This is a genomic window from Amphritea sp. HPY, from assembly GCF_050870985.1.
In the GTDB taxonomy this organism is placed as follows: domain Bacteria; phylum Pseudomonadota; class Gammaproteobacteria; order Pseudomonadales; family Balneatricaceae; genus Amphritea.
The window spans coordinates 4,044,428-4,064,282 of sequence record NZ_CP194015.1 but is presented as its reverse complement, the minus strand read 5'-3'; the positions used below and the strand labels follow the sequence as shown (position 1 = coordinate 4,064,282).

15 protein-coding genes are annotated in these 19,855 nt (G+C 50.4%); 8 read left to right on the top strand and 7 right to left on the bottom strand.

Going from position 1 to position 19,855, the window contains the following annotated elements; translation table 11 throughout:
* Window positions 1-110: 110 nt before the first annotated feature.
* Window positions 111-1,472, top strand: coding sequence for a sigma-54-dependent transcriptional regulator (locus ACQUQM_RS18140; RefSeq protein ID WP_432471272.1), 1,362 nt, complete (start codon window positions 111-113; stop codon window positions 1,470-1,472).
* A gap of 68 nt (window positions 1,473-1,540) precedes the next feature.
* On the opposite strand, the gene ACQUQM_RS18135 is transcribed toward ACQUQM_RS18140, so the two are convergent.
* Window positions 1,541-3,136, bottom strand: coding sequence for a methyl-accepting chemotaxis protein (locus ACQUQM_RS18135; protein WP_432471271.1), 1,596 nt, complete (start codon window positions 3,134-3,136; stop codon window positions 1,541-1,543).
* A 434-nt stretch (window positions 3,137-3,570) separates the two neighbouring features.
* On the opposite strand from ACQUQM_RS18135, the gene ACQUQM_RS18130 reads away from it, so the two are divergent.
* The 4 genes from ACQUQM_RS18130 to ACQUQM_RS18115 all read left to right on the top strand — a co-directional run bounded on the left by ACQUQM_RS18130 (window position 3,571) and on the right by ACQUQM_RS18115 (window position 7,438).
* Window positions 3,571-4,554, top strand: a complete 984-nt coding sequence (locus tag ACQUQM_RS18130) for a TRAP transporter substrate-binding protein (RefSeq protein WP_432471270.1) — start codon at window positions 3,571-3,573, stop codon at window positions 4,552-4,554.
* Between the two features lie 227 nt (window positions 4,555-4,781).
* The gene (locus ACQUQM_RS18125) at window positions 4,782-5,372 is read left to right on the top strand and encodes a TRAP transporter small permease (RefSeq protein WP_432471269.1); all 591 of its coding nucleotides are present in this window, start codon (window positions 4,782-4,784) and stop codon (window positions 5,370-5,372) included.
* On the top strand, window positions 5,369-6,766 hold the full coding sequence (locus tag ACQUQM_RS18120) for a TRAP transporter large permease (RefSeq protein WP_432471268.1): 1,398 nt from the start codon (window positions 5,369-5,371) through the stop codon (window positions 6,764-6,766). Before ACQUQM_RS18125 ends, ACQUQM_RS18120 begins: the two co-directional genes overlap by 4 nt.
* A 171-nt stretch (window positions 6,767-6,937) precedes the next feature.
* Window positions 6,938-7,438: a hypothetical protein gene (locus tag ACQUQM_RS18115; RefSeq protein WP_432471267.1), complete on the top strand. Its 501-nt coding sequence runs from the start codon at window positions 6,938-6,940 to the stop codon at window positions 7,436-7,438.
* Window positions 7,439-7,751: 313 nt separating this feature from the next.
* Here the strand turns inward: ACQUQM_RS18115 and ilvA are convergent, their stop codons facing one another.
* Window positions 7,752-9,272, bottom strand: coding sequence for a threonine ammonia-lyase, biosynthetic (ilvA, locus tag ACQUQM_RS18110; RefSeq protein ID WP_432471266.1), 1,521 nt, complete (start codon window positions 9,270-9,272; stop codon window positions 7,752-7,754).
* Window positions 9,273-9,428: 156 nt separating this feature from the next.
* Between ilvA and rpiA the strand changes: the two genes are divergently transcribed.
* Entirely contained in the window at window positions 9,429-10,097 is a 669-nt protein-coding gene (gene rpiA, locus ACQUQM_RS18105) for a ribose-5-phosphate isomerase RpiA (RefSeq protein ID WP_432471265.1), read from the top strand.
* Window positions 10,098-10,164: 67 nt separating this feature from the next.
* On the opposite strand, the gene ACQUQM_RS18100 is transcribed toward rpiA, so the two are convergent.
* Window positions 10,165-10,287, bottom strand: a complete 123-nt coding sequence (locus ACQUQM_RS18100) for a hypothetical protein (protein ID WP_432471264.1) — start codon at window positions 10,285-10,287, stop codon at window positions 10,165-10,167.
* A 291-nt stretch (window positions 10,288-10,578) separates the two neighbouring features.
* On the opposite strand from ACQUQM_RS18100, the gene ACQUQM_RS18095 reads away from it, so the two are divergent.
* Entirely contained in the window at window positions 10,579-13,095 is a 2,517-nt protein-coding gene (locus tag ACQUQM_RS18095) for a DUF748 domain-containing protein (RefSeq protein ID WP_432471263.1), read from the top strand.
* An 8-nt stretch (window positions 13,096-13,103) separates the two neighbouring features.
* Here the strand turns inward: ACQUQM_RS18095 and ACQUQM_RS18090 are convergent, their stop codons facing one another.
* Window positions 13,104-15,560 (bottom strand): ABC transporter permease, encoded by a 2,457-nt coding sequence (locus ACQUQM_RS18090; protein ID WP_432471262.1) that lies wholly within the window; start codon window positions 15,558-15,560, stop codon window positions 13,104-13,106.
* Between the two features lie 401 nt (window positions 15,561-15,961).
* On the bottom strand, window positions 15,962-16,660 hold the full coding sequence (locus ACQUQM_RS18085) for an ABC transporter ATP-binding protein (protein ID WP_432471261.1): 699 nt from the start codon (window positions 16,658-16,660) through the stop codon (window positions 15,962-15,964).
* On the opposite strand from ACQUQM_RS18085, the gene ACQUQM_RS18080 reads away from it, so the two are divergent.
* The gene (locus tag ACQUQM_RS18080; protein WP_432471260.1) at window positions 16,659-17,276 is read left to right on the top strand and encodes an arylesterase; all 618 of its coding nucleotides are present in this window, start codon (window positions 16,659-16,661) and stop codon (window positions 17,274-17,276) included. The two genes, ACQUQM_RS18085 and ACQUQM_RS18080, sit on opposite strands and share 2 nt — an antisense overlap.
* Here the strand turns inward: ACQUQM_RS18080 and ACQUQM_RS18075 are convergent.
* Both ACQUQM_RS18075 and ACQUQM_RS18070 read right to left on the bottom strand, forming a co-directional pair.
* Complete coding sequence (locus tag ACQUQM_RS18075; RefSeq protein ID WP_432471259.1) at window positions 17,191-18,954, bottom strand: ATP-binding protein; 1,764 nt, start codon at window positions 18,952-18,954, stop codon at window positions 17,191-17,193. The genes ACQUQM_RS18080 and ACQUQM_RS18075 overlap by 86 nt on opposite strands.
* A 178-nt stretch (window positions 18,955-19,132) precedes the next feature.
* Window positions 19,133-19,714, bottom strand: a complete 582-nt coding sequence (locus tag ACQUQM_RS18070; protein ID WP_432471258.1) for a Fe-Mn family superoxide dismutase — start codon at window positions 19,712-19,714, stop codon at window positions 19,133-19,135.
* Window positions 19,715-19,855: the final 141 nt, after the last annotated feature.

Genomic DNA, 19,855 nt, shown 5'->3' with positions numbered 1-19,855 from the left:
GCAATCAGAATAAACCGTTCCTTGTTTTTGGTAGATGATGAGCAACATATTCGACCGAAACCGAATAGTCTTTTTGTTACAGAGTGAAATTAGTTAATGGCGCTGAATCGATGAGTGATAGCAATCAAAACAAACCGATCTTGCTGGTGGATGACGAACAACATATCCGGCTTGCTGTAGGCCAGACCCTGGAGCTTGCTGGTTACGATGTTGTAGCGATGGAGAGCGCAGAAGCGGCCCTCAACCGGCTGGATATGGAATGGCCAGGGGTCATTGTTACCGATATTAATATGCCGGGCATCGATGGTTTGGAGCTGATGCAAAGAGTCCAGGCGATCGATCCGGACCTGCCGGTGATACTGATCACCGGGCATGGTGATATATCGATGGCGGTCAATGCGATGCGTGACGGAGCTTACGATTTTATCGAGAAACCCTTCTCTTCCGAATTGCTGGTGGATGTGGTGCGACGAGCGGTGGAGAAGCGCAGCCTGACCATGGAAAACCGCGAACTGCGCAAGGCGCTGGAAGCCCAGGGCGGTATCGGTCCTCGAATTATCGGTAACTCTGCGCGGATTCAGCAACTGCGTATGATGATTCAGCATATTGCCGATACCCCGGCGGATATTCTGATTCAGGCGGAAACCGGTTCCGGTAAAGATCTGGTGGCACGTTATATTCATGAACATAGCCCGCGGCGGGATAAAAACTTTGTTGCGATCAACTGCGGTGCGGTGCCGGAAAACCTGATTGAAAGCGAGCTGTTTGGTCATGAAAAAGGCGCCTTTACCGATGCCAAGAGCCGGCGTGTAGGTAAGTTTGAACATGCTAATGGCGGCACGCTATTCCTCGATGAGATCGAGAGTATGCCTCTCTCGCTGCAGGTGAAACTGTTGCGGGTGCTGGAAGAGCGAAGTATTGAAAGGCTGGGTTCGAATGAACAGATTCCGCTGGATCTGCGGGTAGTTGCAGCCACCAAGGTGGATCTGAAGCAGCTCAGTGAACAAGGTGATTACAGGGAAGACCTGTATTATCGCCTCAATGTGGTCCAGCTTGATATTCCCGCGCTGCGGGATCGACGTGAAGATATTCCGATGCTGTTTCAGCATTTCGCCCTGATCGCTTCGGCCCAGTATCATAAAGAAGTGCCGCAACTGAATCCGGAAAACCTGCGTATGCTGCTGGCGCATAACTGGCCGGGTAATGTGCGCGAATTACGCAATGCGGCGGAACGTTATGTGCTGCTTGGCGAAGCCTATAGCTTTGACTTTGACCAGCAACTCAGTTCGACGGACAGCGGTAGAATGAGCCTGCCGGAACAGATAGACCAGTTTGAGAAGCTGGTGCTGCAAGAGGAGCTGTCGCGTAACCGGGGGTCGATCAAGGGTACTCAGGATAGCCTGGGCCTGCCGCGAAAAACCTTATATGACAAGATGCGTAAATACGGTTTGGATAAAAGCGACTATAAGTAGCTTCAGCGATAAGGCGCAATGCAAAAACGCTGCAAAACCAGCGGTTTTGCCGTTCTGCATTCTAAACCTCAGATCTTAAACTGGCGGGCGTGTTGTTCAAGCTGCCCGGCAAGTTCCGATATCTGGCTGGAAACTTGAGCCAGCCGGGCTACCCGATCCCCGGCCTGCTCAGTTCCCATACTGATTTCACAGACCGACTGTTCAATGCTGATAGTTGCTTCCGAACTTTGTTTTACAGCGTCGGATATCGCCAGATTGGTGGCATTGATCGCCTCCATTTCGGCTTTAATGCTGTTCAGTACCTGTGATGTCCTTTGTATCTCAGAGACATTCTCTTCAGTAGCGGTGCGCGCCTCAGCCATCACTTGCGCGGCACCTTTGGCGTTCTGCTGGAAGGCGTCGATGATGGTGTTTATTTCAACGGTTGCATTCTGGGTTCGTAGCGACAGGGAACGCACTTCATCGGCGACAACCGCAAACCCCCGGCCCTGTTCACCGGCCCGCGCTGCTTCAATCGCGGCATTCAGCGCCAGCAGATTGGTTTGCTCCGCAATACCCTGGATAACACCCAGTACGGTATCGATGTTATAGCTCTGTTGTTCGAGTTGCAGAATAACATCGGTGGCATTCACTATCCGTTGCTGCAGGTCTTCGATTTTTTGCACTGTTCCCGAGGTGATCTCGACACCCTGGCTGCTTTGTTTCAGTGCCAGGTTGGATGCCTTGATGGTGGTTGCGGCGCTGCAGGCGACACTCTGGGTAGCATTATCCATAGTGACCATCGCCTGAGATACTGCATCGGCCCGATCCTTTTGGGTGCTTGAGCCACAAGTCGCTTCGTCAGCTACCGCCGAGATACCCTGGCTGCTGGTACCTAGTAACTCAATGGACTCAACAACGTGCTCAATACTGCCGCGGAAGTTACGTAACATGCTGTTGAAGGAAGCAGACATCTGCCCGATTTCGTCTTTAGAATTGATCTCCAGTTGTTTGGTTAGATCTGAATTCTTCTCGATTTCACAAATGGTCTGGTTCATCTGGTTGATCGGTTTAATCACTATCCGATGCAGTAACCAGGCGATCAAAACCAGTGCTGTAATAAATAAGCCCAATTCCAGTAACGCGATACTGATCAGGTTACTGAAGATCTGCTTATCCATCTGGTCAAAAGAGTAGGTTACCCGCACAGCACCCAATAGGTCGCCCTCATTGACCGGATGGCATTGCAGGCAGTTTGTGCCTTTGTAAGATGTGCTGGCACGAAGCGGTTGGATCACCGTAAGGCGGTGACCTTGTTCGTCATTTAATTCTATGGTGATCGGTTCACCGTTCATTGCCCGCTGATCATATTCGTCTTCGATACCTGAGTCGGCTGTACCAGGACCGTACATATTGGCAACCGCATCGCCCCGGATAATACGGGCTTCGGTTAGCTGGGGGTTGCTGAGAATCTTCTTCTGCAGATCCTGACGGTTGGCCATCGCGCCACTCAACATCATGATGTTGATACTGTCGAAATAGGCATCGGCGGTACTGAGAGTGTTTTGATGGGCGATGTTCAGAGAGAGCTCAGTTTCACTTTTATAAATTGCAGATACAGAAGTGATCAGAACGACAAGAAAAACCAGTGCGAGGCTCAGGTTTACTTTGCTTTGAATAGGCATACTAATTCCAGATATATGTCAGGTGACTGCCAGTGCCGCCAATATACGTCTCTTTAATCTGTTAAACGATGCTGTTTCTCATCATTTTGAGTACTTGTAGTTAGTGTTTTACGTGCTTCAAGAGAAAAGGGTAGGCCGTGTTCAGCGTTATTTGTCTCTGCAGTACTGCCTGGATGGGCGGATAACCGCCATTTTGATCTGGCTTTTTGGGTGGTTTCCCACCCGTTGGGTTTTTGTTGGGACAAAGATTGAAAAAGGGAGTGCTTGTTTAAGCTGTTGTTATTAAAAAGGTTTAAATGATTTAAATTTTATTTTGTTGGGTTGGCCTGAGGCTTGCATTTAACTAGGTGAAATAAAGATTCTACGAGGATTCTGCTGTTAGATCCGTCGTAAATAATAAAACGCCTTAATAATTACAAGACTGGAGATGCGTTATGCGTTTAGTTACTGCCGCCGTTACCTCAATGGCCCTGATGTTTGGTGCTACAGCTGTTTCAGCTGCACCTGTTGAAATCAAGTTTTCCCACGTTGTGGCTGAGAACACCCCGAAAGGCCAGATGGCAAATAAATTTGCTGAGCTGGTTGAAGAGCGTCTGGCAGGTAAAGTGGAAGTGAAGGTTTTCCCAAGCTCCCAGCTGTTCGGTGATAACAAGGTTTTGGAAGCGATGTTATTGGGCGACGTGCAGATGGCTGCCCCTTCTCTGTCTAAATTCCAGAAATACACACCAACCCTGCAACTGTTCGATCTGCCGTTCCTGTTTAAGGATATGGCTGCGGTAGAGCGTTTTCAGGGTAGTGCCGATGGCCAGAAGATGCTGACATCACTGGAATCTAAAGGCCTGGTGGGTCTGGGTTACCTGCATAACGGTATGAAACAGCTGTCTGCCAGCGATGTGCTGCGTGTACCTGCTGATGCCAACGGTAAGAAGTTCCGCATTATGACTTCTGACGTACTGCAGGCGCAGTTTGAAGCGGTTGATGCGGTGCCTCTGAAGAAGCCATTCTCTGAAGTATTTACCCTGCTGCAAACTAAAGCGATCGATGGTCAGGAAAATACCTGGTCTAACATCTACTCCAAGAAGTTCTTCGAAGTTCAGCCTTACATCACCGAGTCTAACCACGGTGTACTGGACTACATGGTTGTAACCTCTGCTGAATTCTGGAATGAGCTGGATGCCGATCTGCGCTCAGAAGTTAAGAAAGCGCTGGATGAAGCAATTCTGTTCGGTAATAACATTGCTGCTGAAAAAGCCAACAGCGATAAGCAGGCAATCATCGATTCTAAGCGTTCTGAAGTAGTTGAAATCTCTGCTGAAGAGCGTGCTCAGTGGGTTGCTGCCATGAAACCGGTATGGGCTCAGTTTGAAGATGAGATCGGTGCTGACCTGATCAAAGCTGCTGAAGCTTCTAACCAGTAAAACTGGTTTTCCGAAGGCCTTGTGCGAGGCCTCCCGGAACACTAGGCACGATAGCTACGACGGGAGTATAGGTCTCGTCGTAGCACCCTCTCTGAAGATGTTTCTATTTATGGTTTCACAGGAGAGCCACGCCGGCTCTGTATTCTGGTCTGTAAGGCTGTCCTGTGGAGCAGGTGTAATAACAATAACAAAGTGCGGGATTTCTCCGTTGTTATAAGGGGGCCGTTATGGTTCGTAATCTGGTCACAAAGCTGGAAGAGACGTTTCTCTCCCTGCTACTGGTGGCGATGACGCTGCTGGTATTCGTTGAAGTGGTAATGCGCTTTGGCTTCAATACGGGCATTCACTGGGCGCAGGAGATGACTCTGCTGCTGGCAGCCTGGTTTGTACTCTATGGTGCGTCCTACGGCATTAAAGTCGGGGCGCATATCGGTGTTGATGTATTTGTTAAATTGCTACCGCGTAATGCACACCGTTTTTTCACTCTGGTCGCGATCGCTTTGTGTTTGGTGTATAGCGGTTTGCTGCTTTACGGATCATGGATCTATCTGAGTAAGATGAAAATGATCGGTATCGAGCTGGAGGATATGCCGGTGCCGAAATGGATGGCGATGAGCATTCTGGTAATCGGTTTTGCCATGCTGATCCTGCGTTTTCTACAGCTGGGCTGGAAAGTCATTAAAAATCAGGCCGAAGGCTTTGGCATGACCGATGAAGCCGAAGAAAGCATGGAGATTGCTAAAGAGCTGAAAGCGATGGAGGAGCAGGAAAGGCTGGAGAAAGGCCGTAAGGACTCAGATAAGGAGGACCGCTCATGACTACTGCTGCGCTATTTATTATTCTGTTTGCCTGTATGTTTATGGGCATGCCGATCGCTATTGCACTGGGTCTGTCCAGTGTTACAACGATCCTGCTGTTCTCTAATGACTCTCTGGCCTCGGTGGCACTCAAGTTTTTTGAGGCGACTTCCGAGCACTATACCTTGCTGGCTATCCCATTCTTTATCTTGTCGTCGGCATTTTTATCGACTGGCGGCGTGGCTAAACGACTGATCAACTTTGCGGTTGATAGTGTCGGTCATGTCCGTGGTGGACTGGCGATGGCATCGGTTATGGCCTGTATGCTGTTTGCAGCGGTATCAGGCTCTTCGCCTGCCACCGTTGCAGCGATCGGTACTATTGTTATCGCTGGTATGGTGCGTTCCGGTTATCCCGAATCCTTTGCCGCGGGCGTTATTGCTAATGCCGGCACCCTGGGTATTCTGATTCCGCCTTCGATCGTTATGCTGGTGTATGCTGCAGCGACAGAAGTGTCGGCTTCGCGGATGTTTATGGCGGGCTTCATTCCGGGGCTGATGATGGGCGGTATCCTGATGATCGCCATCTATATCGCCGCACGAGTGATGAAGCTACCTGCTGAACCGTTCCCTGGTTTCCGGCATCTGGGTAAATCCTTCTTTATCGCTCTGGGCGGTCTGATGCTGATCATCATTGTTCTGGGATCCATCTACGGTGGTATCGCCAGTCCGACAGAGGCCGCTGCAGTAGCTGCAGTTTATGCGTATCTGGTTTCGGTGCTGGGTTACCGCGACATCGGGCCGATGAAAGGCGTACTGTGGCGTAAAGAGGGCGAAACTGTTGGCACCGCATCGCTGCGAAATATAGCGCAGATGCTGTGGGCGATGCCTCGGTCGGTGAGTCATCCGGAGATAAGGAAAGTGATTCTGGATGCGTCTAAAGTATCCCTGATGCTGCTCTTCATTATCGCCAATGCGATGCTGTTTGCTCACGTTCTGACCACTGAACGTATTCCGCACTCGATTGCTGAAGTGATCATAAACTGGGGTCTGCCGGCCTGGGGCTTCCTGATCGTGGTGAATATCCTGCTGTTGATTGCCGGTAACTTTATGGAGCCGTCTGCAATCATCCTGATCATGGCACCAATCCTGTTCCCGATCGCTACTCAGCTGGGTATCGATCCGATCCACCTGGGTATCATCATGGTGGTGAATATGGAGATCGGAATGTTGACGCCACCGGTGGGGCTTAACCTGTTTGTGACTGCCGGTATCACCGGTAAGAATATGATCTGGGTAATAAAGGCATGCCTGCCATGGTTGTCGTTGCTGATGTTCTTCCTGATTCTGATTACGTATATCCCTCAGATATCGCTGTTCCTGCCGGAATATATCGATAAGTTGCAGGGCTATTAATCAGCAATAATCATGTTTTGTCAGTCGTTCATCTATCCCAATCTGAATGAACTTCTCTCTTAGGCCGCTTTACGCGGCCTTTTTTTATCTGCATGAATTGGTCGCGATATCGTCAATGTTTGTCAGATCCTCTATAATTCGCGCTCTTTAGACAATGATGATGGATTAACTGTGCTTGGTTTTGTTGCTGTTTTGTGGGGTTTTGCCGGTATTGCGTTTATTTTTGGCAATGCGATTCTCCGCCTTGGGCTGATCGGTCTGGATACTTTTAGTTACTCACTGCAGTGGTTTCACTGGGCGGCGCTGGTTTTCAGTGTCATTTTTATGGGCTTTGCCGAGGGCTATCGTGGCTTTCAGCAGGGCTATTCGCCCCGGGTTGCAGCCCGCCTGCGTTTCCTGAAGGATAACGTCACACCGCTACGGCTGGTTCTTGCTCCATTGTTCTGTATGGGGTTTTTCGATATTCAGAAGAAACGGATGATCGTCAGTTATTGTCTGTTATTAGGGATTCTGGCGTTGGTTCAACTGGTGCATATGCTGGAGCAACCATGGCGGGGTATCGTCGACCTGGGTGTGGTGGTCGGACTGACCTGGGGCAGTATCTCCATCATACTGTTTACCCTGCAAGCGTTCTTTACCGATCGTTTCGAACACTCCCCTGAAATGCCATAAAGCGGGGCTTTATGGCAGACCGGAAGGCGGAGCCTTCTTGGCCAGACCGTCGAACAAGTTCGACGTTGCTAGAACGTCGCTTCGCGACTTGCTAGATCGGAAGGTAAACCTTCCTGCTAGTAGCTAGAAAAAGCAAAACCAAAAAAAAACCGCCGTCAGGCGGTTTTTTTGGTTTCAGAGTAAAGCAAACAGACATGGCTTACGAAGCACGTTTACAGCTCTTTTTATAAAGAAGGTTTCTTCTAGCCACTAGCAGCTGGGCTTGCCCAGCGTTCTAGCGAGTCGAACTTGTTCGACGTTCTAGCTACTGCTTTTATTGTCCGAGGAATAGCTTATACGCCGGGTTCTCGGTCTCTTCCCAGTAGCTGTAACCGATGTCATCGAGGAATTCAGTAACCAGATGGCGTTCATCTTCCGGTACCTGCATGCCGACTAAAACCCGGCCATAGGCTGCGCCATGGTTACGGTAGTGAAACATGGAGATGTTCCAGCGCCCGCCCAGTTTCTTGAGGAAGTTCATTAGTGCCCCAGGGCGTTCAGGGAACTCGAAGCGGTACAGGATCTCGTTGGTTACTGATTCCGGTGCACGGCCACCAACCATGTAACGGATGTGCAGCTTGGCCATCTCGTTGTCTGACAGATCGATCACTTTGTAAGATTCGTGCTTCAACTCATCGATCAGTTCTGCCCGGCCGTCACCGCCCGGTCGAAGTTGCACTCCGACAAAAATCTGTGCGTCGGTATCATCGGCGTAACGGTAGTTAAACTCGGTGATATTACGCTTGCCAAGGTCGGCGCAGAATTGTTTGAAACTGCCCGGTTTTTCCGGAATCTTTACCGCGATAATTGCTTCGCGATTTTCACCCAGATCGGCGCGTTCGGCGACATGGCGCAAACGGTCGAAATTAACGTTAGCACCACTGTCGATAGCGATCAGGGTTTTGTTTTCAATCTGATCCCGGGCGACATATTTTTTCATGCCCGCAACCGCCAGCGCACCGGCCGGCTCGGTGATAGAGCGAGTATCCTCGAAGATATCCTTGATCGCAGCACAGATCTCATCGGTATTCACCGTGATTACTTCATCGACATACTGACGGCAGATGTCGAAGGTATTCTCCCCGATCTGGGCTACTGCAACGCCATCAGCGAAGATACCGACATGGGGCAGAATAACCCGCTCACCGGCTTCCAGTGCTGCTTTGAGGCAGGCTGAATCTTCCGATTCGACGCCGATCACTTTTGTTTCCGGGCGCAGGTATTTGATATAGACCGCAATACCGGCTATCAGACCGCCGCCACCGACAGGTACGAAAACCGCATCGATCGGGCCACTTTCCTGACGCAGCAGTTCCATGGCGATGGTGCCCTGACCGGCGATAACATCGATATCGTCAAACGGATGAACATAGGTAAAACCATGTTCTTCAACCAGCTTGTGGGAGTGGGTAGATGCTTCGTCAAAGGTTTCACCGTGCAATATCACTTTAGCGCCGCGGGCGCGTACGCTGTTGACCTTAATGTCCGGTGTAGTTTTAGGCATCACGATAGTGGCTTTTACACCCAGAATCTTGGCTGACATCGCCAATCCTTGTGCGTGGTTGCCGGCAGAAGCGGCAATCACTCCGCGGTTGCGTTCTGCTTCGGTCAGCTGAGCCATTTTGTTGTAGGCGCCGCGCAACTTAAAGGAGAATACCGGTTGCAGGTCTTCGCGCTTGAGCAGCACCTTGTTTCCCAGGCGGGAACTGAGGGACATCGCCTCGTCCAGCGGGGTTTCGATCGCGGCGTCATAGACGCGGGCGTCGAGTATTTTTTTAATATATCGGTGAGCCATTAGATGCTTTCAATCTGCTGCTGATACTGTTGCCAGCTATCAGGATGAATAAAGCGTTAAATGGTAATCTCTGGGGCTGATTTCGTCTATAAGATATCGGTGATTACGCGTATAATCTGCGCCAGTTCCAGACTTTTATACGGGGTTTTGCACGCAATGACACAGGACGAAATGAAACTGGCGGTTGCTCAGGCAGCAGTCGAGTACATCAAGCCTAAGCTATCCAGAGATTCTATTGTAGGTGTTGGTACCGGTTCGACCGCCAATTTCTTTATCGATGAACTGGCTAAAATTAAAAACCTGTTCGAGGCGGCTGTGGCCAGCTCAGAAGCCACTGCAGAGCGTCTCAAAGGCCATGGTATCAGCGTCTACGATATGAACTCGGTCGATCAGATGGAAGTTTATGTCGATGGCGCCGATGAGTTCGATGGTCGCCTGAATCTGGTTAAAGGCGGTGGCGGTGCGTTGACCCGTGAAAAAATTGTTGCTGATGTTGCGAAAGAGTTTGTCTGTATCGTAGATGAGACTAAAAGGGTTGATCTGCTGGGCGTTTTCCCATTGCCGGTAGAGGTGATCCCTATGGCTCGTTCACAAGTGGCCCGGGAGCTGGTTAAGCTGGATTGCATGCCTGTTTATCGTGATGGTTTCGTGACCGATAATGGTAATGTAATTCTGGATCTGCACGGCCTGGAAGTGGAACAGCCGAAAGAGCTGGAAACAACAATCAACAATATTGTCGGTGTTGTGACTAATGGCCTGTTTGCCCGCCGCGGCGCTAATGTGGTGCTGATGGGCACGCCAAATGGTGTTGAAACCATTAAATAGACCCGGTAGCAGATATAAAAAAGGCCTTCATGATGAAGGCCTTTTTTTTTGTTCCGGTGATGGCGGGTTAAAACATAACCCGGGACCATGCGATGCTGGCTGGCATAGTGATCCAGGCCAGTGCGCACAGGTTGATCAGGATCCATACCGGACCTGAACCATCACGGAAGTTTTCGTCATGATTAGCCATGATTAGTCACCCGTAAATGTAAGTAATAGAACTGTTGTAAACCACTACTGCTGCGTGTCTTAAGACATCTTTCATGTGGTTTCGGCGGCGATTCTATCAATCCGAGCCCCGGCTGGATAGTTATATCTTTGTCTCAGTCCCCCAACCCGATCCTAAAGTGCTGTAGCAACAAGGGCTTAGTCCCGATAAAAGTTTTAGCCTGAAGTTTTGGTTTTTGCAGATCAAGAGCGGTTGAGCTGCTAGTATCAAAGGTTGTGTCTGATTATATGCTTGTTATAAAGGCTTGCTGCTATGAGTTTCAAAGGGATGTTGCGTAAAACGGTTATCAGCCTGGTTGTGCTGTTTCTGATATTACATACCGGAGTTTATCTGGCCCGGGATATTGCAGTGCAATGGCTGTTGGATCAGGGGGCTGAAAAGGCTGAACTACAGCATCTTGGAATCAACTGGTTTACCGGTCGTATTACCGTCAAAGGGGTGAAGATAGTGACTCCGGATCAGCCGGTACAACGACTTGACCTGCTGGTACTGGATATTGATAACAGTGCACTGTTGGAGCAGCGTATCCTGCTCAGTCAGGTGGTGCTTGATGGTGTTAGCCTGGATATCCGGCAGACCAAAGAGGGTGATACTGAGCGCCTGTTCTTAGGTCCCGTTGAGATTACGCCTGCGCCGGAAACAGAAGACCTACAAACGGATGAACAGGCACCGTCGGCCTGGTTGTTTGGTTTAGATCAGCTGAGTATTAATGACTTTAGCTGGCAGGCCCGGTTACCTGAACAGACCCATAAACTCGATATTAGTAACGGCTCGTTACAAAAATTCTATATGTGGCGGGAGCAGGAGTTCACCAGCATAAATCTGCATGGGGCGATTAATGGTGGCGGTTTTGATCTGGATACCCAGGCCAAACCATTACCGGATACCAAGCGTTCTGAACTGACGATTAAACTTGAACGGTTGCCGCTACATTCATTTACTAAACCTTTCCTGCCGGGATTAAAAGCGACCCTGAGCACTGACCTGGTGATCAGCGCCGAAATGACCGGAGATAATGCCAAAATAACCCAGCAGGGTTCGTTGCGGCTTGATGATCTTGCGTGGCAGGATGAAGCTTTGGCGCTTAAGCAGCAGAGCTTAAGGTGGCAGGGTGATGTTGCCGTCGATATTGCTGCTGGCAAACCTGCATCGATCGTTGCTAAAGGGGATGTGGGTGGTCAGAGCAGCGACCTTGTTATGCCAAAAAAACTGCAGCTGGCACTGGCCTCTTTTGGCTGGAGCGGCGCAGTGAGCCTGGATCTCAGCAATGATAAACCGCGATTCAGTATGCAAGCTGAAACATTGGCCTTGGCCGAAACCCGCCTCACTACAGCACAGAACGACCATTCTCTACTGCAGCTACAACAGCTGAAGCTTGAAAGCATTGGGCTCGCTGCCGATGGCATTGCCGATATTGCTATGATCACTGCAGACAACGCCAGGATTGGCGAGACCGAATCGGTCAGCCTGAGCCAGTTCCGTCAGCTTGCCGTTAATGATATTCATTTTGAACCTGATTCGGTTCTGAAAATCGGGCAGATTACGCTGGTCGATAATACCTTGCGGGAAAGCCTGTCCGCCGAAGGTGCTCCACTGAATGTTGATCGGCTGTTGGCGTCTATAGAGTCAATGACGGCAGTAGATAACAGTGCTGCAGAAACTTCTGAGGGTGAAGTGGACGCTGAAGAAAAACCTTCGGGGCCGCCCCTGCAGGTTCTGGTGGGTGAGATCAGGTTGCGCGGTGACAACCGGATATATTTTGAGGATCTGGGTACTGAACCGGTATTTAAAACTGAAATCTTGCTGGAACAGGCCAGTATTAAACAGCTGGATACCGCCAGCAGAGCGATGTCTCCTTTCGACCTGAAACTGGCGCTGAATAAGTTTACCCGGCTGGACCTGAATGGCGCGACTAACCTGGCCGGAGGCGGTGACAGTGCCAATTGGAAAGGCGAACTGCAACAGCTAGAGATGCCGCGGCTCAGCCCTTATAGTATTCGTTATACCGGATATTATCTGCAGAGTGGCCAGTTACACCTGACGAGCAGCGGCAAACTGAATGAGGGAATGATTGAAGGCAGTAATCATATCCAGCTTAATCGCCTCGAAGTTGAACCTGCAGATCAGGAGCAGATGGCAAAGTTTGGTAAGCAGCTCTCGATGCCGTTAGGCACGGCGATCGCTATCCTGCAAGATAGTGATGACAACATTGATCTGGATATTCCTATTAGTGGCTCGCTGGAAGATCCTGATTTTGGCTTGCAAAGCGTGGTACAGCGCCTTGCTGGAAAAGGTTTGAAGCAGGCTGCTTTCGGCATTCTGACCAAGTCTTTACAGCCTTATGCCACCCTTATAACGTTGGCTAAAAGCGCTGCCGACGGCGCATTTATAACCCTCCAGCCTGTTGGGTTTGCACCGGGTGAGGCTGCTTTAAGTGCTGAATCGCTCGATTACCTGACTAAAATCAGCGGGATGATGACCGAGCGTAAAGGGATGCGTCTGAATATCTGTGGTCAGGCGGTACAGCAGGATCAGTTACAGTTGGAGCCGGTATTGTTAGAAGAGAACGCGGCCCGTAAGAAGCCACTGCCCGCCGAGGCCCTTGCTGAGGAACTGAATCAAAGGCTGATTGCTTTAGCCCAGCTACGGTCGGATACGATTAAGGAGAATCTGCTGGCAAATATCCCTGGCGAGCGATTATTCAGCTGCTTTCCTGTGCCCCGATTAGATGATGCGGGGACAGCGCCAACTGCCTCTCTGGGTCTATAGCTCTTGGTTTATAATCCGGGCGACTTTGTCCTGCGAAGCAAGGTGCTGGATATGAAGATTAATATTCCGCCTGCGGGCAGGGCGAGCCACATGGATGGGTGCAGAATAAGTGGCAATCCCAGTAGCCGGTAGCTGATAAAGCCAACTAACAGTTCGCTGATGAAGGCTGCCATTAATCCGCTCAATAATCCCAGCAGGGAAAACTCCAACAGATCCAGGCGACGGGTTTGTGTCGTCGTGGCACCCAGTATTCGTAATACTGAGTTTTCATGGTTACGTTGTTCCAACTCCTGATGCAGCAGCAGTTGAATCAGGAATAATCCCGCTAATAAAGTCAGTAGCAATATCACTCCCGAAGCCTGAATCAACTGTCTGATCAGGCGCTCTGCCTGAGCGATTATCTGTCGTACATCGATCAGAGTCAGCGCGGGGAACTGTTGCACCAGTCGTTGTGAAAAACCTTCCCTGTTGTCAGGCCGGCGGAAGCTGGTGATATAGGTTTGGGGAAATTGTTGCAGAGCTCCCGGGCTGAAAATAACATAGAAATTTGGTTTAAAGGAACGCCATTCGACCGCGCGAATATTACTGATCTCTGCTGTTATTTCCTGCCCTGCCAGATCAAAGCTGAGTTGGTCGCCAAGTTTAAGTTCAAGGCTTGCGGCGAGCTCCTGCTCAATTGAAATCAAGGGCCCGGCAGTTTGTTGTCTGCCCTGAGGCCACCACTGTCCTGCTACCAGCTGGTTATGATCCGGCGCGACAGCAGACCAGCTTAGATTCAACTCACGGTGAAGCGAGTTATGCTGTAACTGTTCGGCGCTGAGTCGTTGCTCAGGTTGTTGTCCGTTGATGGCAATAATCCGGCCACGAATCATCGGGTATAGCTGATGTTCAATATTGCTTTGCTGCAGGAAGTTACCGAGCGGCTCCAGCTCCCATGGCTGGATATTGATCAGGAACTGATCCGGGGCATCGCCGGGCAGTTGATCCTGCCAGCGCTCGACTAATTCACTTCGACTGAGAAAGAGAGTGCTGAGCAGGGCCAGTAGCAGACTCATCACGCCCAGCTGCATTCGATGCCACTTACGTTGTTGCACGAGCCTGTATCTGAGTAGTCGACCTAACCTGAAGCGGCGCGCTGTGGCTTTACCCATTGGTGCCAGTGCAGTGCTGGCGATAAGCCCGGCCAGCAGTGTAATGGCAGCACTTAGCAGAATCGCCAGTAGTGCAGAAAGCGCAGAACTAAGATAGATGGCCAGCACTGTCCAGATTCCAGTTGCCAATAACAATCGTCCGCCCCAGTGCAACGCCCCCGGATTGAGTGCTTCCTGTCGCAGTAACCCCATAACCGGTACCCGGCTCATTCGGATCAGCGGTACAAAACCGATAATCAGAAGCAAAGCAAAGCTCAGCATTGCACCGCTGGCATAATATTGAGGATCTGCTGGGGGGAGTCCTGCGGGAAGAATGGGTTGCAACATATAGGCAACCAGCCTGACCAGTCCGAGACTGAGCAGGGTTCCGGGCAACACGGCAAGACTCCAGCCGATGCAGAGCTGAGTAAAATACAGCCATAGTAGTTTACTGCGGCTCATTCCCAGACTGATCAGCAGGGCGCAGCGCTGATACTGGGACAGGCTATAACGTTGCAGGCTGAGGCTGATAATCAGACCGCAGAGTAACAGGCCAAACAGCGCCGCCAGCTTCAGGAACATAGATGCATTACGCTGAGCGCCTGGGGCCATCGGCTGATCGGCATAGACTGACCAGACGCGTTGCTGTGGCTCGAGATGATCTTGCAACCATCGTTCAAAGCCTTTAATGCGTGATTCGCTGCCGCTGAACAGCATGCGGTAGCCGATTCTGCTGCCGGGTTGTATAACCTGAGTAGCGGCGAGGTCTGCCCTATTGATCAGCAGTTGCGGGCTGAAGCTACGGAAACCATTGCCGCGGTCAGGTGAGCTCAGCATAGTGGCGCTAATTGTGAACTGGCTGTAACCCAGTTGCACCTGGCTGCCTATCCTGGCGCCCAGTCGCTCCAGCAGTTGCGGTTCTGCCCAGGCGGTGCCTGGTGCGGGTATATCCGGGGTATTGCCAGAGTCCGTTATGATACTGCCCCGCAGGGGGTAGGGTGTGGTGACTGCGCGAACAGAGCCCAGTAACATCTGTTGCCTGAAGCTGAGCATCGATGAGAACTGAATGACTTCCGTTTGCTGTAGCTGTTGCTGGCTTGCTGCGGCGCGGACTTCGTCGGCTACGGGTCTCGATCCGCTCAGGGTCAGGTCGGCGCCAAGAATTTCGGCGGTCTGCTGACCGAGCCCTTTTTCAAGTTGATTACCCAGTAAGGAGAGAAAGGTGGCTAAAGTCGTCGCCAAAGCAATCGCCAATAGCAACGAGCGCCACTCGATATGGCGCAGATCGGTAACCGCTTGTCGCCAGGCCATCGAAAGTAGCTTGTTATGCCTCATCTTATTTTTCCAGGAACTGGCCACGAGAAAAGCCTGGGTCGCCGTCGCTCAGATTGTTCTCGTAGCTTGTTATGTTGCATTTGATTTTTCCAGGAACTGGCCACGAGAAAAGCCTGGGTCGCCGTCGCTAAGATTGTTCTCGTAGCTTGTTATGTTGCATTTGATTTTTCCAGGAACTGGCCACGAGAAAAGCCTGGGTCGCCGTCGCTCAGATTGTTCTCGTAGCTTGTTATGTTGCATTTGATTTTTCCAGTAACTGACCACGAGAAAAGTAAAGTTTTGAATCGGCGTCGCTCAGATTGTTCCAGTAGCTTGTTATGTCGTATTTGATTTTTCCAGAACAGGGCCACGAGAAAAGTAAAGTTTTGAATCGGCGTCGCTCAGATTGTTCTGGTAGCTTGTTATGTCGCATTTGATACTTCCAGTAACTGACCGCGGTGTAGTTTGAGTCGTCGCTGGCAACGTTGCGCCAGCTGCTGGTCATGGGTGATCAGAATCAGGGTTGTGCCTTGCTGCTGATTGAGGCGAAACAGTTGATCGATAATTTCACTGCCGGTGGCATCATCCAGATTGCCGGTCGGCTCATCAGCAAACAGCAGGCTGGGGCGGGTGGCAAATGCCCGGGCAATCGCTACGCGCTGCTGTTCTCCGCCTGATAGTTGTGCCGGGGTATGGTTTAGACGTTGTTCAAGGCCTACCTGATTTAACCAATGTGTGGCCTGTTGTTCCGGTTCAGGATGCCCCTGTATCTCCAGCGCCAGCTGAACATTATCCAGAGCGTTGAGCTCCGGTAGCAGTTGAAATGATTGAAAAATAAAGCTGATATGTTGTGCCCTTAGCTCAGCCTTACTGGCTTCATCCATCAATGCCAGAGGCTTGCCGAGAATCTCGATGTCACCGGCAACCGGTTGGTCCAGACCTGCCAGTAAGCTTAGTAAAGTTGATTTTCCTGCGCCTGATGGGCCGGTAATCGCTACGCTTTCTCCGCTGTTTACCGCTAGACTGATATCATTGAAAATAGTCAGTGGCCGGTTTATATCGGCAAAGTTCTTGGCGACGTTTCTGGCAACAATTACCGGCTTTAAATCTGGAGTATCCATGGCACCTGTATCCGCAATCCTGCTGTTTCTGTTTTCTAGCTTAGCATGGGGCGATTCAATTTTAGTGATGGGCGATAGCCTTTCGGCGGCTTATGGCATGCCCAGTGAAAAAGGCTGGGTTTCCCTGTTACAACAAAGGCTGGACAACAAAGGCTATTCCCATCAGGTGATTAATGCCAGTGTCAGCGGTGAAACCACCCACGGCGGCGTCACCCGGTTAACCCGTCAGCTGCAGCGGGTCAAGCCGCAACTGGTGATGATTGAACTGGGTGCTAATGATGGTCTGCGGGGGACCGCACTGACAGTTCTGCAGCGTAATCTTATGACATTAGTGCAGCAATCCCAGGCGGCAGGGGCTCGCGTTATATTGTTGGAAATGAAGTTGCCGCCTAATTACGGCCCCAGCTATAGCCAGCAGTTTCAGAGCATCTTTGGTCAGGTCGCACAGCAACAAAATGCAACGCTGGTACCTTTCTTTATGGCGCCTGTAGTGTTGCGGCCTGAACTTATGCAGGCTGACGGCCTGCACCCTAATGCCCGTGCCCAACCGGTACTTCTTGATCAGCTATGGCCACACCTGCAAGCTCTTTTGAATGTTCAGGTGCGATCGGAATAATCGCAACAATGCGGGTGCCGCTTTCATGGTTGCGGCGAATCTGGAAGGTGCCGCCGAGGGCTCTGACCCGTTCCCGCATCCCTATCAGGCCGAAGCCGCTCTTAAACGCTTCCTGCTCAATATTAAAGCCAATCCCGTCATCACTGATCATCAGCTCGATGCGGTCGCCGCTGATCTCTTTGCGCTGTCCTGACTGAGTTCGATGAATATCGATCCAGACATTTTTGGCCCGGGCATATTTAATAATATTGCTGAATGATTCCTGGGTCAGGCGGAACAAGGTGATGTTGTAATCCTCTGACATCTCATTCAGGGCGCCTCTGAAGTCGGTATGCAGGGTGATGCTGTGTTCTTCAAAGCGATTGGACACGATGCACTCCTGTATCGCATCCATCAGGCCAAGGTCGTCGAGGGCGGAAGGGCGCAGTGTGCGCATCATACCGTAGGTTACATCGTAGATGTTCTGGGCGATGGCATCGATCGAATCTGCGGTCTGGTTTACGATACTGCTCTCTTCGGGATGAATACGTTTGAGAATCTTGGCGTCGGTACGAATCGCTGTCAGAGATTGGCCCAGTTCATCGTGCAGCTCCCGTGACAGATTGCGTCTCTCCTTTTCCTGAACTGCGAGAACCTGGTGAGTCAGACGCCGGTTTTCAATCAGCTGGTCACTAAGCTCCTGGGTTCGGGTGTGGATCCGTTGTTCCAGCTGCTGGCGTTCAATTTTGAGTTTGTTGTATATGTTTGAATGCTCATCCTCAACACTGAGGCGTTGGCGCAGGTAAGCCATCAGCAGAAGATAGACGGCGAACGAACTGAACAGAATAGTAATGAGCAGGGTCAGGTTTAAATTCTTTAGGGTGACTTGCTGACTGATCTCAAGTTGGAATGACTGACCAAACGTATTAATCGTATGCTGCTGCTTCAGCAGAGGAAGCCATTGTCCTGTTCGTTTATCCTGGTCCGGGGAGAAGCGTTGGTCGAGAATTTCCCCCTGTTCACTGGTCAGGGTGACGCTGGCACCCTGGTTAAGAAAGCTGGAGCTGGGCAGCAAGCTGGCGATATCGATCACCAGGGATGCGATATACAGATTACCTTCATCTGGCGGGGTGTTGCGATCATAAAACGCCAGAAACAAACTGTAACCGGTACGCTGGTTAGTTAAAGCAAATGGTGGCGATGCGACCGGTTGATGATACTTTCGGGCATATTTAATGGTTTCGTCAAAGGTTGGATTGAGTTGCAGATCATCTCCCAGCAGGTAGCGGGTGTCCGGGCTCAGGGGTTCTATGAATATAATTGGAAAAGGTAGTGGCTGCGTTTCATTGTTGTCACTGTTGAAAGCGGTGCCGGTAAAGTAGGCTGAGTCGGTTGGAGATATCGGTTGTTGCTGTAATATCTGCAGCCGTATTATATGGGGATAATGTTTACGCATATCACTGGCAAAGCTGCGAATAACCGCCTGATCTAATGGGTTTGCACTGACCAGTGCGGTGAAGTTTTGTAGCAGGACTTCATTGATATGGGTCTTTTCGTAGGCTGAAGAGTAGACGTAGTGAGCATCACTGGTTAGGTTTTTATTCAGCCGATTGTAATCTGACAGCAGGGTAAGCCCCATCATCACGATGGTCAGAGCTAACCAGGCGGCAGTAATGAGAGGAAAATAGGTTTTTCGCATTGCTACAATTAATCCCTGAAACTGATGTGAAATCCATATCGGTTACTAATTACGGCAGATAAATTTTTTGTCGTTTTTAGCAAATTCCTAATAAGTGTAATCCATTTCAGCACGGATCAAAAAAAAAGACACCCGCAGGTGTCTCTTTTTGAGTAGTTCTGATTAAGCTGGCGAACTTTTATGCAAAGTTTTGGTTTACAAAGTCCCAGTTAACCAGCGCCCAGAAGCCTTTCAGGTAGTCAGGGCGAACGTTACGGTAATCGATGTAGTAAGCGTGTTCCCACAGGTCAACAGTCAGCAGTGCTTTCTGGCCATTGGTCATCGGTGTGCCAGCGTTGCTGGTGTTTACGATTTCCAGTGAACCATCTGCATTCTTAACCAGCCAGGTCCAGCTGGAGCCGAAGTTGTTGACGGCTTTGTCGTTCAGTTCTTCCTGGAAAGCTGCGAAAGATCCCCACTTAGCGTTGATCGCATCGGCAATAGCGCCGGTAGGCTCGCCGCCACCATTTGGTGACAGGCAGTTCCAGTAGAATGTGTGGTTCCAGATCTGAGCAGCGTTGTTGAATACGCCGCCAGCAGGAGCAGACATGATGATCTCTTCCAGAGATTTACCTTCGTACTCGGATCCTGGTACCAGGCCATTCAGTTTTACCACGTAAGTGTTGTGGTGCTTACCGTGGTGGTAATCCAGAGTCTCAGCAGAGATGTGTGGTTCCAGGGCATCTTTGGCGAATGGCAGGGCTGGTAGTTCAAAGCTCATAAGTATTTACCTTTAAGTGACAGGTTCAGCATAGAAATTATTGTTGTAAGTATAGATAAGGTCTTGGTAATGATTTTTCAAGCATAGTCCAGACTCGAGTGGCAGCATAATAGCACCGTTAAATATAGTTTTCATGAAATG